13 protein-coding genes and 2 pseudogenes are annotated in these 14,545 nt (G+C 66.7%); 8 read left to right on the forward strand and 7 right to left on the reverse strand.

Annotated elements, in window-relative coordinates; genetic code table 11:
- Positions 1 to 25: 25 nt before the first annotated feature.
- Together B4U45_RS25575 and B4U45_RS25580 are read left to right on the forward strand one after the other, a co-directional pair.
- A pseudogene (locus tag B4U45_RS25575) lies at positions 26 to 445 on the forward strand (DUF222 domain-containing protein); the annotation flags it as partial.
- Positions 446 to 632: 187 nt separating this feature from the next.
- Positions 633 to 1,661 (forward strand): Rv2578c family radical SAM protein, encoded by a 1,029-nt coding sequence (locus B4U45_RS25580; protein ID WP_075548224.1) that lies wholly within the window; start codon positions 633 to 635, stop codon positions 1,659 to 1,661.
- Positions 1,662 to 1,762: 101 nt separating this feature from the next.
- Here the strand turns inward: B4U45_RS25580 and B4U45_RS25585 are convergent, their stop codons facing one another.
- Positions 1,763 to 2,608: a patatin-like phospholipase family protein gene (locus B4U45_RS25585; RefSeq protein ID WP_075548223.1), complete on the reverse strand. Its 846-nt coding sequence runs from the start codon at positions 2,606 to 2,608 to the stop codon at positions 1,763 to 1,765.
- A gap of 95 nt (positions 2,609 to 2,703) precedes the next feature.
- Between B4U45_RS25585 and B4U45_RS25590 the strand changes: the two genes are divergently transcribed.
- The 3 genes and pseudogenes from B4U45_RS25590 to B4U45_RS25600 all read left to right on the forward strand — a co-directional run bounded on the left by B4U45_RS25590 (position 2,704) and on the right by B4U45_RS25600 (position 5,363).
- On the forward strand, positions 2,704 to 3,147 hold the full coding sequence (locus B4U45_RS25590; RefSeq protein WP_075548222.1) for a hypothetical protein: 444 nt from the start codon (positions 2,704 to 2,706) through the stop codon (positions 3,145 to 3,147).
- Positions 3,148 to 3,373: 226 nt separating this feature from the next.
- Positions 3,374 to 4,198, forward strand: coding sequence for a PPE family protein, SVP subgroup (locus tag B4U45_RS25595; protein WP_075548221.1), 825 nt, complete (start codon positions 3,374 to 3,376; stop codon positions 4,196 to 4,198).
- Positions 4,199 to 4,227: 29 nt separating this feature from the next.
- A pseudogene (locus B4U45_RS25600) lies at positions 4,228 to 5,363 on the forward strand (PPE family protein).
- 157 nt (positions 5,364 to 5,520) lie between these two features.
- Here the strand turns inward: B4U45_RS25600 and B4U45_RS25605 are convergent.
- Entirely contained in the window at positions 5,521 to 6,045 is a 525-nt protein-coding gene (locus B4U45_RS25605; protein WP_075548220.1) for a helix-turn-helix domain-containing protein, read from the reverse strand.
- 92 nt (positions 6,046 to 6,137) lie between these two features.
- Here B4U45_RS25605 and B4U45_RS25610 point away from each other — a divergent pair, with 92 nt between their 5' ends.
- Both B4U45_RS25610 and B4U45_RS25615 read left to right on the forward strand, forming a co-directional pair.
- Positions 6,138 to 6,923, forward strand: a complete 786-nt coding sequence (locus B4U45_RS25610; protein ID WP_075548219.1) for an aldolase — start codon at positions 6,138 to 6,140, stop codon at positions 6,921 to 6,923.
- Between the two features lie 36 nt (positions 6,924 to 6,959).
- Positions 6,960 to 7,856, forward strand: a complete 897-nt coding sequence (locus B4U45_RS25615) for a dihydrodipicolinate synthase family protein (protein ID WP_219859543.1) — start codon at positions 6,960 to 6,962, stop codon at positions 7,854 to 7,856.
- A 201-nt stretch (positions 7,857 to 8,057) separates the two neighbouring features.
- Here the strand turns inward: B4U45_RS25615 and B4U45_RS25620 are convergent, their stop codons facing one another.
- From B4U45_RS25620 to B4U45_RS25640, 5 genes are all read right to left on the reverse strand, one after another.
- On the reverse strand, positions 8,058 to 9,068 hold the full coding sequence (locus B4U45_RS25620; protein ID WP_158006369.1) for a YVTN family beta-propeller repeat protein: 1,011 nt from the start codon (positions 9,066 to 9,068) through the stop codon (positions 8,058 to 8,060).
- 739 nt (positions 9,069 to 9,807) lie between these two features.
- Positions 9,808 to 10,494 (reverse strand): class I SAM-dependent methyltransferase, encoded by a 687-nt coding sequence (locus B4U45_RS25625; RefSeq protein WP_075548216.1) that lies wholly within the window; start codon positions 10,492 to 10,494, stop codon positions 9,808 to 9,810.
- Positions 10,495 to 10,834: 340 nt separating this feature from the next.
- Positions 10,835 to 12,040, reverse strand: coding sequence for a cytochrome P450 family protein (locus B4U45_RS25630; protein ID WP_122526430.1), 1,206 nt, complete (start codon positions 12,038 to 12,040; stop codon positions 10,835 to 10,837).
- A gap of 7 nt (positions 12,041 to 12,047) precedes the next feature.
- Entirely contained in the window at positions 12,048 to 12,932 is an 885-nt protein-coding gene (ypfJ, locus tag B4U45_RS25635) for a KPN_02809 family neutral zinc metallopeptidase (RefSeq protein WP_075548214.1), read from the reverse strand.
- A gap of 42 nt (positions 12,933 to 12,974) precedes the next feature.
- Positions 12,975 to 13,490, reverse strand: coding sequence for an SRPBCC family protein (locus B4U45_RS25640; RefSeq protein WP_075548213.1), 516 nt, complete (start codon positions 13,488 to 13,490; stop codon positions 12,975 to 12,977).
- 384 nt (positions 13,491 to 13,874) lie between these two features.
- On the opposite strand from B4U45_RS25640, the gene B4U45_RS25645 reads away from it, so the two are divergent.
- On the forward strand, positions 13,875 to 14,545 hold a 671-nt coding region (locus B4U45_RS25645), incomplete at its 3' end, for a PE family protein (protein WP_219859544.1).

Raw genomic sequence — 14,545 nt, forward strand, 5'->3', positions numbered from 1 at the left:
ATACACGACCAACCCAAGGGAACATTTGTTCGAAGATGGGTCGCCGCCGGAGGTGATTGCCCGGTTTGATGAGTTGTTCGAGCGGCGCCACCCCTCGACGACGGCCGAGTCGGCGGTATTGCTGGAGCGCGTCGGAGCGGCGGCGCGGTGCGAAAACCGGGCCGCCGCCGCGCAGCTGGCCGCCATCGGGGAGCTGTTCGCGTATCGGCTCGCACACTGCTCGGCGACCGAGGACTGGGCGGTTGACACCGAGGCGGCGGTAGCGGCCGAGGTGGGCGCGGCGTTGCGGATCAGTTAGGGGCTGGCGGCCAGCCGGCTGCGCTACCCGCGAGCCATGAAAGAGCGGCTGCCACGAGTGGCACAACTGTTCAAAGCCGGTGACATCGACTACCGACTGTTTCAGACCATCGTCTATCGCACCGGTCTGATCGAGGATCGCCAGGTGCCGTGCCCGTAGCCAAGACCGCGCCTATCGGGTGGCCACCGAACGCCGAAACGACCGCCACATCCGTCAAACCGGGCACACCGAAAACGCCTGGTACGACGGCCTCGCCCCACCCGACGGGGAGCCACCACCCTTCTAGCGCCGTTCGAAGCTTGACTCGGTATCGAACTATTGTTCGAATAGAGTCATGCGCTGGACCAGTCAGGCGGTAGCGGTCAACGGGGCGCCGCTCGACGATGGAGCGTTGCCCGGGCTGCAGCGGATCGGCTTCGTCCGAAGCGTGCGATCACCGCATTTCGAGGGCATGACGTTCCATGAGGTGTTGTGCAAGTCCGCCCTGAACAGGGTGCCGAACGCGGCGGCCCTGCCGTTTCGCTACACCGTCAACGGCTACCGCGGCTGCTCGCACGCCTGCCGCTACTGCTTCGCCCGTCCGACCCACGAGTACCTCGACTTCGACCCCGGCGCCGACTTCGACACCCAGGTAGTGGTGAAGACCAACGTCGTCGAGGTTCTGCGCCGCGAACTGCGCCGGCCGTCATGGCAGCGCGAGACCGTTGCGCTAGGCACCAACACCGATCCCTACCAGCGCGCGGAAGGACGTTACGCGCTGATGCCGGGCATCATCGGCGCGCTTGCCGAATCCGGTACGCAGCTGTCGATCCTGACCAAGGGAACGTTGCTGCGACGGGACCTGCCGGCACTCGTCGAGGCGGCCCGACGAGTGCCGGTGTCGGTGGCGGTATCCCTGGCGGTCGCCGATCCGGAGCTGCACCGCGACGTCGAGCCGGGCACCCCGACACCCCAGGCGCGTCTGGCGCTCATCACCGCAATCCGCGCGGCGGGCCTGGACTGCCATGTTATGGTCGCGCCGGTGCTGCCGCACCTCACCGACTCCGTCGGTCACCTCGACCGGCTGCTGGGCCAGATCGCCGCGGCCGGCGCCACCGGCGTGACGGTTTTTGGCCTGCACCTGCGCGGCTCGACACGCGGCTGGTTCCTGTCCTGGCTCGGCCGGGCGCACCCCGAACTCACCGACAACTACCGCGAACTCTACGGTCGCGGCGCCTACCTGCCGCCGAGCTATCGCGAGATGTTGCGAAAACGGGCGGCACCGCTGATCGCGAAGTACCGCCTGGGCGGTCAGCACCGCGAGTCCTCGGCCGCGGCCGAAGCGGCGATACTGCCCAAGTCCGTTCAGCCAACCCTATTTTGAGACGGCGACCACCAGAACCACGGTGAGCGCATCACTGGACGACGTCGCCGATTGGGGAACCTAGCCTGACAGGTGCCACGTTGCTTCCACGGCGCTCCCGGCTAATGCAGGTGCGGTTCGAGCAGTGCGGCCTGGCCGGTGGCCATGGGGCCGGCCGCCAACCACTGGCGAGTCGCCTCGTGTGACCGCTCGATGAGCGTTGCCGCATGCGAGAAGTCGACACCGGAAATGGAGACCGGACACAGCGGGCGGATGACGCGCAGGTCCGCTGTCTGCTCGAAGCGCTCGACGTCGAGGGCGAGGCGATGATTCACGGCAAGGGATATCGCGTGCAAAACCATCGTCACCGCCGATGGTGGTGACGTGGGCAGGGCACATGAGTAGCCGGTCGGCAACACCCAGACCTGGTCGGCGCCCAGGGCGATCGCGTGTGATACCGGGGTGTTGTTCACCACGCCGCCGTCCATCAGATCGCGCCCATTGATGTTGACCGGCGGGAAGATGCCCGGGATGGCCGCGCTGGCCGCGATCGCGTCGACCGCGTCTCCGGACGACAGCAGCACGTCGATGCCCGAGATCACGTCGGTGGCCACGACGTGGAAGGGGATCGGTGCATCCTCGAGCCTGGCGAAACCGAGTTCCCGGGTGAGGATGCGCCGCAGACCCGCGCTGGGCACCAGGTGCTGACGGCGGCCGAGGAAGCCCAGCAACCCGGCGACCGGGTGGGTGGGGAACACCTCTTTGCGGCTGAGCGACAGCCACACCTTGGCCAGTTCCCGAATGCCGTCGGTACCGGGCCGCGCGGCGATCCAGGCGCCATTGAGCGCGCCGACGGAGGTGCCGATGATCAGGTCCGGTCTGATGCCTTCATCCGCCAGGGCCTGCAGCATCCCGACCTGGATGGCGCCGAGGCTCGCGCCGCCGGAGAACACGAACGCTGTGGTCACAGATGGATACTAAGGACCTTTTGCCACCGCGGCTGCGGCTTCCGGCGAGATCGCAAATCCCTACCGTCCGTAACGAATCCGGTAGCGTTTTCGATATGACGGACGTGCGGGAGACGGTAAGCGCGGTCGCGGCCGCAGGCTGTGTGGCAATGGCCGCGGCGGCCTTGGCGGTATCGGGGATTGCGGCAACGCCGGCGGTCTCGCACGCGGACCCGGCCGGGCATCAGGTGACCTACACCGTCACCACCACCAGCGACCTGATGGCCAACATCCAGTACATGAACGCCGATCCGCCCAGCCAGGCGGCGTTCAACGCCGACTCGTCGAAGTACATGACCACCGTGCACGCCCCGATCACCGGCGGCCAGCCGCTGGTCTACACCACCACGCTGGCAAACCCGAACCAGTGGGCGATCGTCACCGCCAGTGGCGGGCTGCGGGTCAACCCGGAGTTCCACTGTGAGATCGCCGTCGACGGTCAGGTGGTGGTGTCGCAGAACGGCGGCAGCGGAGTCTCCTGCTCGACGCGGCCGTGGTGACCGGGCCGTAGTAAAGCTGTTTTGGCGCAAGGCAATTCATTGAGCGCAAGCCGCATGTAGTGCCGTCGGCCACCGGGGCCGAATCGGCCGCGGCGCCCCCCTGGAGTTCCCGGCTGCGCCCCCCGGCGACCTCGATGTGCTGTGACATGCCCGCCGTTGCGGGTACTTAGCCAGGGCACAACCACGTCGCCGGCTGGTGGGCCGGCCCGCTTCCAAGGAGACGCACATGTCCTTCGTGACCACGCGGCCCGCGGCGTTGACCGCCGCCGCGAGCGCATTACACACCGCCGGTTCGTCAATGGCCGCCCAGAACGCGGCGGCGGCAGCGCCCACCACGGGCGTCGCTCCCGCGGCCGCGGACCAGGTCTCAGCGCTGCAGGCCGCACAGTTCGCGGCCTACGGCAGCTGGTATCAGCAGGTCAGCACCCAAGCCATGGCGATTCACCAGATGCTGGTGAACACGCTGGGGAACAGCGCGGGTTCGTATGCGGAGACCGAGGCCGCCAACCGCACCGCGGCCGGTTCGACATCGTTGTCGGGACTTCTCGGCGGGCTCGCCACCGGAGGCTCTGGTTTGTCGTCATCGTCAGGCGCGACCATCGGAACCCCAATCGGGTGGGCTCAGAACTTCAGCGCCGCCGCCTCGGACCTGGTCCAAGTCGTGCCCGGGCAACACGGAGCCGACTCCGGCAACGTCGCCGCTGCCGACTCGATGGACGGCGTGGCAGCCGGGCTGCCCGCGGCCGCGGTGGGACCGGCGGGCTCGGCCGGCCCCGCCTCGGCGTCGGTGCTGGCCAGTTCGGGGCAGGCGCCCTCAATCGGCGCCATGTCGGTGCCGCCCAGTTGGGTCACGGCCGCCGGCCCGGCCGGTTCGGTCCCGACGACGTTGGCGGGCACCGGCTGGACCAGCGCGGCACCGCCGAATGCGCCGGTCACCGCGATGCCGGCCGGTGTGCCGTTGGCGGCCTCGACCGGGCGAGCAGGCCTTGGCTTGGGTATGCCACGCTACGGCGCCAAGCCCACGGTGATGCCCAAGCCGACAGTCACCTAGCAGCCCCGACCACGGACAGGAGCGCAGAGATGGTTTTCGATTTCGGAGCACAGCCGCCGGAGGTCAACTCCACCCGGATGTACACCGGCGCCGGGGCGGGGCCGATGATGGCGGCCGCGGCGGCTTGGAGCAACCTGGCCGATGAATTGAGTACGACGGCCCGCGTCTGCGGGTCGGTGATCTCCCAGCTGACCGGCGACGAGTGGATCGGAGCCTCGTCGGTGGCGATGGCCGGCGGGGCCGAGCCCTATGTGGCATGGATGCAGACCACAGCCGGGCAACTTCAGCACGCGGCCGACCAAGCCGTCGCCTCGGCGGCCGCATATGAAACTGCCTTCGCGATGACGGTGCCGCCGCCGGTTGTTGCGGCCAACCGGGCTCGGCTGGCGGCTCTCGTCGCTGCCAACATTCTCGGACAGAACACCCCGGCGATCGCGGCCACCGAAGCGCAGTACGCCGAAATGTGGGCCCAGGACGCCGCCGCCATGTACGGCTACGCCGGTTCGTCGGCGAGCGCCGGGGTGTTGACCCCGTTGACCTCTCCGCCGCCGACCACCAATCCCGGTGGACTGGGGCCCAGGCCGTCGCGGTATCTCAAGCCGCGGCAAGCAGCTCGGGGTTTGGCGGGCTGGTGTCCAGCCTGCCCGCCGCCATGCAATCACTTGCGGCACCGTTGGCCGTCTCGTCGGTGACCAGCCCGTTGGACGATTTCTTCAACAACAATCTGGTGATCAATATCGGGCAAGCGGTCTTCGACACCGTGGCGTGGAACATGTTCGCCGTCGTCGCATCCTCGATCCTCAACGGAAACACCGTTCCGGCGTCAGGCGCTGCGGCTTCCGCCGCGGGGACGGGCGCCGGTGTCGTCGGGGCGACGGCCGGCCCCGCGGGCTTGGGTGGAACACCGGTGCTGGCGGGGATGGCTTCGGCGTCCGCGGTCGGCAAGTTGTCGGTACCGGCCGCCTGGTCCGCGGCGGTCCCGGTTGACGATGCTGCCGCGGGGCTGACCGGCTCGGGCTGGGCCGTCCCCGCAGAAGAGGGCATGCAGGCCACAACGTTGCCGGCCGGTACGCCGGCGGTTGCCTGGGCCGGACGGGGAGGCTACGGCGCGGGACCGCGATACGGAGTCCGGCCCAAGGTGGTCCCCCCGCAGGTGCTGGGGTAACGCGCTGTCAGTCGGAGATTTCGTCGACGGTGAACCACCGTGACGAACGCGGGTCTTCTTCCTCGCGGAACAGGGTTTCGTAGGACATATCGCCTCCGTTCACTGCGACTCCTGATGTGGCGAGGCTAACAGCGCCACGTCGATCGCCGCAGCGTAATCAGAGACCGGCGTGGGTGACGACGACGACCTCCGCGCCCCCGACGCCGGCCGCCCGCAAGGTGTGACCGACCGACGCGTCGAAGTAGGCGCTGTCGCCGGTGTCGAGTGTGATGGTCTGGTCGCCGTAGTCGAGTTCGACACTGCCGGTGTGGACGAATACGAACTCCTGGCCGGCGTGCTCGGGATGGGGATCGTCGGCGGGGTTGCCGGCAGGGCAAACCAGGAACGGCGACATGGACTTTCCCAGCAACGTCGACGCCAGCGCCCGATAGCGTCCCGGTACCGGGCCGGCGCGATCGCCTGCCCGGTCGATGGTGATCTTCTCCTGGGCCGTCTCGTCGGAGAACAGCCGCCCGACATCGACGTCGAGCGCTCGAGCGACCTTGAGCGCCACCGCGATTGACGGTGTGCTGTGCCCGCGCTCGATCTTGGACAGGTAGCTCTTGGTCAGGCCGGTCTGTTCCGCGAGCTGTTCCAGCGTGAGGCCGCGATGCCTGCGAACGGCGCGCAACAGTGCTGTCAACGGACAACTCCCTTCGCCTCGACACCCGGGGACACAAGGTTTCCTATAGTGCTACTATTGTGTCATACGCTCGCGACACCGGGGAGCCGCTGATGGCAACCACCTTTACCGATTCCAAGGCCGAACTGATGCGCCGTGCCCAGGAGCGGCTGCGCGCCGAGACGGCCGAAGCGGCGTTGACGACCCGGCAGAAGGTGGCGCTGACCTGCCGCGCCCTGTTCGACGCCGGCCATGACTCCGGCCTGGCCGGGCAGATCACCGCCCGCGCCGAAGATCCCGGGACGTACTACACCCAGCGGCTGGGCCTGGGGTTCGACGAGATCACCGAAGACAACCTGCTGCTGGTCGACGAGGACCTCAACGTCCTGGCCGGAGACGGTATGGCCAATCCTGCCAACCGTTTTCACAGCTGGATCTATCGGGCGCGTCCCGACGTACAGTGCATCGTGCACACCCACGCCTTCCACGTGGCGGCGTTGTCGATGCTGAAGGTCCCGCTGATCGTGTCGCACATGGACACCACGCCGCTCTACGACGACTGCGCATTTCTCGCCGACTGGCCGGGCGTTCCCGTCGGCAACGAGGAGGGCGAAATCATCACCGCCGCACTGGGTTCCAAGAAGGCGGTGCTGCTGGCCCATCACGGGCAGGTGGTGGCCGGGGCCAGCGTCGAGGAGGCGTGCTCGCTGGCGGTGCTGATCGAGCGTGCCGCCAAGTTGCAGCTGGCCGCCATGGCCGCCGGAACCATCGCCGAGCTGCCCGGGCAGCTGGCCCGAGAGGCCCACGACTGGACGCTGACGCCGGCGCGCAGCCGGGCCAACTTCGGCTACTATGCCCGTCGCGCCCTGGCGCGTCATCCCGATGCACTGAGTAGCTAATCCGTTATCCGCCAACAGAATCGGAGGAGCCCCGCTGTGGCCCAACCAGCCGCGCCCAAGATCCACGGGATCATCGCCTACCCAGTCACGCCATTCGCGCCCGACGCAACCGGTGGTATCGACACCACCCGACTCGCGGCCCTGGTCGATCGCCTGGTCGGCTCCGGCGTGCACGCCATTGCCCCGCTGGGCAGCACCGGTGAACTGGCATACCTCGACGAGTCAGAGTTCGACACCGTGGTCGACACCACCATTGCGGCCGTCGATCGGCGGGTGCCGCTGATTGTCGGCGTGTCGGGTGTGACCCCTGCCAAGACCATTCGGCGTGCCCGGTACGCCGAGCGGGCCGGCGCCGACGCGGTGATGATCCTGCCGGTGTCCTACTGGAAGCTCACCGAACGCGAGATCGCCCAACACTACCGCAGTATCGGCGACGCGATCGGAATCCCGATCATGGCCTACAACAATCCGGCCACCAGCGGCGTCGACATGAGCCCCGAACTGTTGGTCACCATGTTCGACAACATCAAAAACCTCACCATGGTCAAGGAATCCACCGGCGATCTGTCCCGGATGCACCGCATCGCCCAACTCAGCGACGGCCAGCTGCCCTTCTACAACGGCAGCAACCCGCTGGTGCTGGACGCGTTACGGGCCGGTGCGGCCGGATGGTGTACGGCTGCCCCCAACCTGCGGCCGCAGCCCTGCATCGACCTCTATGAGGCGGTGCGCCGCGACGACCTCGAGAAGGCCCAGCTCCTTTACGACGACCTGAAGCCGCTGCTGCAGTTCATCGTCGCCGGCGGCCTGCCGAAAACGGTGAAGGCCGGTCTCGAGTTGTTGGGTTTCCCGGTGGGGGATCCGCGAGCGCCGTTGCTGCCGCTCGACGAGCGGGCGCGTGCCGAGTTGTGGGACTTGCTGGCGGGCGGGTAATGCTTGTCGCGACTTTGGTGCCGCAGCTGAGGCGACTTTCGACTCTATGCCGGCAGTCGGTGCGTCGCGGACCATCGGAAGTCATTGTTGACCTCATCGCCTCCGTCGATGTCGAACGCGTTGTTGCGGTTGGTGTTTGAAGCCAAGCGCGACGGTGAGGCCAACCGGGCGGTTGCGCGGCAGTGAAGGTCGGGCTGCGGGCTATCTGGACTCGATCACCGTCATCGTGCCATCGAGGTAGCTCGTGACGTATGCGGTGTGGATGTTTGGGTCCACCGCGACCCCCCACGGGTGCTTACCGACGGCCACTGTGGCCGTGACCGTGTGCGCCTGTCCGTTGATCACCCACAGTGTGGGGTCCTCGTCGTAGTTGGTGACATAGGCGGTGTGCGTCACCGGATCCACCGCAACCTGCCACGGTTTCGTGCCGACGGGCACGGTGGCGATGACCGTGTTCGTCCTTCCGTCGATCACCGACACGGTATGGCCGTCCGGGTTGGCGGTGTAAATCGTGTGCGTGCCAGGATCCACGGCCACTCCGTACGGTCGCTTACTGACAGCCACGGTGGCCGTGACGGTGTGTGTCGACCCGCCGATTAGCGACACCGTGTCGTCGTCGCTGTTGGTGACGTAGGCGGTGTGGGTCTCCGGATCCACCGCCACCCCGAACGGGCCGGAGCCGACGTGCACGGTGGCGGTGACGGTGTGCGTATTCCCGTCAATCACCGACACGGAAGCGTCGAAAGCGTTGGTGACGTAGGCGGTGTGGGTCTCCGGATCCACCGCCACCCCGAACGGGCCGTGGCCCACCCGCACGGTGGCGGTGACGGTGTGCGTCTTTCCGTCGATCACCGACACCGTGTCGTCGTCGTTGTTGGTGACGTAGACGGTGTGGGTGTCTGGATCCACCGCTGCCCCGACCGGAGAGCCGCCGACGGGCACGGTGGCCGTGACCTTGTGTGTCTTTGCGTCGATCACCGACACCCTGCCGCGGACCGTGTGGTTGACGGTGTAGATGGTGCGGGTGCCAGAATCGACCGCTACTCCGTTGGGGAGAGAGCCGACGGCCACGGTTGCGGTGACAGTGTGCGTCACCGGCGTCGTCGATCCCGGTCCGGTGGTTGTGCTGCCGACGCGGTCGTGGCCGGAGTTGAGCACCGAAAACCCAAGCACGGCAAGCGCGCCCACAAGAAGCAGACTCCCAACAATCATGGCTGCGCGCCTGATCTTGGCGTTCTTCCACGACCCCCATACCATCCGAAACGACGGCCCGCTGCCGGACTCAGGGAGGTCCGCATAAATGATGCCGCCCGCGACTGATGGCGCCGCACCGATGATCGGGGCACCGCACTCATCACAGAAGGGCCGGTTCACCGATGTAAGGTGGCCCGCTGGGCAGAGCACCATAGCGGGCACCATCGGGGCTCCGCACTCCCCGCAGAAGCGGTAGTCGTCGGGGTTTTGGTGACCGTTCTCGCACGTCACCATGAGTTAGCGTCCCTTCTTCTGCGGCCTGCGGCCTGCGGCCTGCGGCCTGCGGCCTGCGGCCTGCGGCCTGCGGCCGGGTAAGGATTCGCCGTCATCGATGTCATCAGATTCCACGCGGCTACCAGAGTCAACCCGAAGCCAGCGGAATCAGCGGTTTAGGGCCAGGCCGCCGAATAGATGCAGCGGCTTCCGCTGCCGTGCCTGGCCGCCCCTACCGCAGCGCGGCAACGGCGCGACCGTATGCTAAGCGGCGATCGCGAACCGACGCGCTTGGCCTCCGCCGGTGCGCATGGACTACGGGCCAGAACTGATTTGCCAAGCGCTGCAAGAGTTTTGCGTTGCGCAATTAGGGCTCTGGCGCTTGCTGGCAGGGACGCGGTGGAACAACGGCCATGTCGTTTCGTTCATCAACCGGCTACGACGGGGCTGGCATCGAGGAACCGCTGACCCTGACGATGCGGGACTATTCCGTTCGTGGTGTGGCCACCAACCATTCCGACGAGTCCGGGTCGGCGGTGTCTAGTCGCATGCCCACCTCGTTGAGCAGGGCTTTGAGTTCGTCGGTTGTCACGTGGTGGGCTTCGAACGATTGGGTCAGACTTTTGTCGTCGTAGTCCAGGGTGAACTCGCCAACGACAGTCCCGTCCTCGTTGCTCAGGATCGTCATCGTCTGCAACATCTGACCATCGGAGCGCTGGTAGCTGCCCGGTGGTCGCTGGGCGAACCACTCTAATGGTCGCCACTGGATGATGGCCTTGCCGTCCGGCTCGAGGTGGTGGGCGATGGTCGCCAGTAGGCGCCTGCGGAATTCGATACCCGGATAGTTGATCAAGCTGCTAGCCAGCAGGACGGCGTCGAACTTCTCGGCAAGCCGCACGTTCTCGATGCGGGCCTGGACCGTTCGCCCAGGGCGGACATGGGCAAGCATGTCGGCGGAGTCGTCCACCGCGGTGAGCTGATGGCCCAGTTCGGACAGCGGATTAGCGATTCGGCCGACCCCGGATCCCAAGTCCAACACCGTGCTTGCCGGGTTGAGCATTGCGGCGATGACCTGCACCTCGGCGTCCCCCGACACCCGGCGGTAGATCTCGACCACGCTGCCGTCGGAGGTTATCGGGCCGCCGGAACCCGGTTCGGCGCTGCCGCGCATGCGATGTACCTGCTGTCCTGTCGTGCGCCGCCGGGCCAGCGGGAGTGATGCAGACCTGCTGATCAAACTCCCGCTGGCCGTGTCGGCTAGTGGATCCAACCGATGGTCACCCGTCAGTGGACGATGTCGTCGACGACGAACGAGATCAACGCATAGGGCGTCTCGTGTGCATTGAACAAGAGCTCGTGGGACATGATCAATCTCCTTTCTTGCTCAATAATCTGTGTCTATCAACGTCTCCGATTGTCGTTACACATTGAGCAAATGTGTATCCCCTGGCTGGGTAGGACACGTGTCCCCCAGATGGGGGACACGGCGGGTGCCGTCGCACGGGTGAGTGTTATCCCAGCATGACGGGAAGCTCGGCGTATCGATTGAGCAGCGGGATCGGTTCGAGGCGAAGCTCCTCCGCGGCGATAGCCAGGGTGAGACCGGGGAACCGGGTGATCAAGCCGGCGATCGCGATGCGGGCTTCCATCCGCGCGAGATGTGAGCCCAGACAGAAGTGACTGCCTCGGCTGAAGGCCAGGTGGTGGTTGGGCTTGCGGGTGATATCGAAGCGGTCGGGATTGTCGAACTCGGCGGGGTCGCGGTTGGCAGACGTCAGCAGCGGCACCACCATCGCTCCGCGCGGAATGCTGACGCCGTGCACGACGATGTCCTCGGCGGCGAACGTGGTCGCCTCGGTGCTGCCAACGGTGCCGGTATAACGCAGGACCTCTTCGACGGCGCCGCCGATGAGCTCGGGTCGTCGCTGTAGCAGGCTGAGCTGTTCGGGGTGGGTGAGCAGGGCGGCGATTCCGTTGGTGATCACGTTCGGGGTCGTTTGATAGTCGCCGGTGATGAGCAGGAACACCATCGCGATGATCTCGTCGTCCGATAGCCGGTCGCCGTCCTCGCTGGCCTCGATCATCGCGGTGATGATGTCTTGCCCCGGGTCGCCGCGACGCTGTTGGACCAGATCCCGCAGATAGTCGACGAAGTCGTCCATGCGCCGTGCTGCGCCCTCGGCCCCGCCGGCCAACATCATCTCGAACAGCGAGTCGATGTAGTCGTAGCAGGCGGACCGATCCTGAGCGGGTATGCCGACCATCTCACTGATCACCGTGGTCGGGATCGGCAACGCGTAGTCGCGTTGCAGGTCGATCCGCTGCCCTGCCGCAAACCCGTCGAGCACAGCACGGGTGACGGTCTGTACTCGATCGCCAAGGCGCGCGATCGCGCGTGGGGTAAACGGCCGGCTGACCAGCTTGCGCAGCCGCAGATGCGCGGGATCGTCCTGATACACCATGGTGCCGCTGGTGAGCATCCGGATTGCGTCGGGCAACGGGAGATGTTCGGCGCCCTCCACGACGCGCCGGATCCGCGGGTCGGTGACCACGGCCACGCAGTCTTGGTAACGGGAGATGAAATAGACATCCCGGTCGGGTGGTCGCAGGGCCAGCCGCCCCCGGTAGACCGGAGCATTGCGGCGCATCCAGTCGTAGTACCGGTGCTGGTCGGCGTTGAACTCCGCCGTCCCTACCGTGATCGGGTGGTTGATCAACCCGGCTCTATCCCAGGTCGGCGGCTTTGAAGGTGTCGCACTTGTTGGGATCGCCGGTCTGATAGCCGACGGTGAACCACTTTTGCCGCTGCGTCGACGAGCCGTGTGTCCACGTCTCGGGGTTGGTGCGTCCGTTCACCTGCTGCTGGATGCGGTCATCGCCGACGGACGCCGCGGCCGAGAGTGCGTCTTGAATGTCCTTGTCGCTCAATGGCTGCAGGTACGGCACTCCGGTGCTCTGCTGTTTGACGGTCGACGCGTAGTAGGCCCAGACGCCGGCGTAGCAGTCGGCCTGCAACTCGGTGCGCACCCCGTTGCCACCGGCGCCCTGCGCTCCCTGCTGAGCGCGGCCGAGCACCCCCAGCAGGTTTTGCACGTGATGGCCGTATTCGTGGGCTACGACGTATTCTTCGGCGAATGGTCCACCGCTGGAACCGAATTGGGTGACCAGCAGCTGGAAGAAGTCGGTGTCGAAATACGCGGTCTTGTCCACCGGACAGTAGAACGGCCCCACGTCGCTGCTGGCCGGTCCGCAACCGGTGCTGACCTGACCACTGAACAGCCGCAGATGCGGGCGGGTGTAGCGGTTGGGCATCAGCTGCTTCCATACCGCGTCCAGGGAGTTGCCGGTGGCCACCACCCGGCACTGCACGTACTTGTTGGCGTCGGCGCCGGTCTTGCACCGGCTCAAGTCGAAGCCGGGTGCCACGGCCTCGCGGCTGTCGACCGGTTGCTGGCTCATGATGCCGCCCGGATCGACTCCCAGGAACAGGGCGACCACCACGATCAACAACCCGCCGATGCCGCCGCCGATGGCCATCCGCCCGCCCGGGAAACCGCCCGACGACGACGCGGTGCTGGTGTCGATCTGCATACCCTCGTTGAAGGTCATCGCGTGCTCCCCAATCCGGACCGCCTACCGGGTCGAACCAGCCTAACCCTGCTTCCCGGTGGCGAACCGCGCGTCGGTGTACCTGCGCAGGTTGGCAAGAAATCGGCGCAGGGCCAGGTTCAGCAGCGGCCGGAACAAGAACATGCCCAGGACCGCTGGGCCGGCGGGCTTTTGCGCCATGGTCCAGGTGAGCCGGCAGCCACCGGGAATGACCTCGACCCGGTAATCCTCGGCGAACGCGGCGACCGCTTGGGTCGAGCATTCGTTGAACCGAAATGCCATGCGATGCACCGGCTCCCAGACCAGAAACTCCTCATTGACCTCCATGCCCCCGTGCATGTCGACGGAGCGCGTGGTGCCGACGTGATAGGGCTGCGGACTGGTCCAGGTCACCTTCTTGATGGCCGATGCCCAGCGCGGCCAGGCGTCCGCGTCGGCGAGCACCTCGAACAGTTGCTCGGGGGTGATGGCAAGGTCGACGCTGTTGCGGAACAGGTATGGCGCCTCACCGGAATCCGGGTCGAGAAAGGTCAGCTCGACGCGCTCGCAGGGAAACATGACTACAGACATTAAGCCGCCAGAAAGCCGGCCAGCTAACCCGCCGACTTCGCGTGGCGTGAAGCGGCTGACTTCGCCGCCGGCGACATGCGGGCCGGAGCGCCTGCGCATCCTGCTCAATGAGGTCTGCGAAATTTGCAGGCCTGCCCAGCATTCGTATCATGGCAGCGCTTCCGGGCACGCCGCGGGCACCGGGGTGGCGCCTTCGGCGCCTGGGACGCGGGCAATCGTCCGGGCTGGCGACGGCCTGGGCCGCACCGGCTTTGACACAAGCCCACAAATGGCCGGCAAATGGCCTCGAAAATGCGTCGGCGAAATATACGCTCTGCTGGAAGTTATCGATGCCGACGACAGTCAGATTGCGCGGATTGACGGAGGTGCCAGATGTCGTTTGTCATCGCAACGCCGGACGTGGTGGCGCTGGCGGCGGAAGACCTGGCGGATATCGGTTCCGCTCTGACTGCAGCCAACGCCGCGGCCGCGGTCCCAACAAGTGGGTTGGCGGCTGCTGCCGCCGATGAGGTATCGAAGGCAATTGCTGCGGCCTTTTCCAGCTACGCCCAGCAGTATCAGGCGCTGAGCGCTAAGGTGGCGGCGTCACAGGGCCAGTTCGTGCGGGCGCTGACGGATGCCGCGAAAGGATACGCGGCCACTGAGGCGGCAAATGTCTCGCCGCTGCAGACTCTCCAGCAAGTCCTACTTGGTGCGATCACTGCCCCTACTATCGCGGGCCGCCCGTTGATCGGCAACGGCGCCAATGGGGCCCCGGGGACAGGGGAACCCGGTGGGCCTGGTGGTTATCTGTTGGGTAACGGCGGCAATGGTGGCTCAGGGGCCCCCGGGCAGGCTGGGGGTGCCGGTGGGGCCGCCGGATTGTTCGGCAACGGCGGGGCGGGCGGCGTCGGGGGTGCCGGCGCGTCTGGCGGCAGAGGCGGCACCGGAGGGTGGTTGTGGGGTAACGGCGGTGCCGGGGGGGCCGGCGGCACCGGCGGCGGGGCCGGTGGAGCAGGTGGCAACGCCCTGTTCTTGGGCTTTGGTGGTAACGGCGGCCCTGG

Origin of the sequence: Mycobacterium persicum (assembly GCF_002086915.1) — a bacterium.
GTDB classification, from domain to species: Bacteria; Actinomycetota; Actinomycetes; order Mycobacteriales; family Mycobacteriaceae; genus Mycobacterium; species Mycobacterium persicum.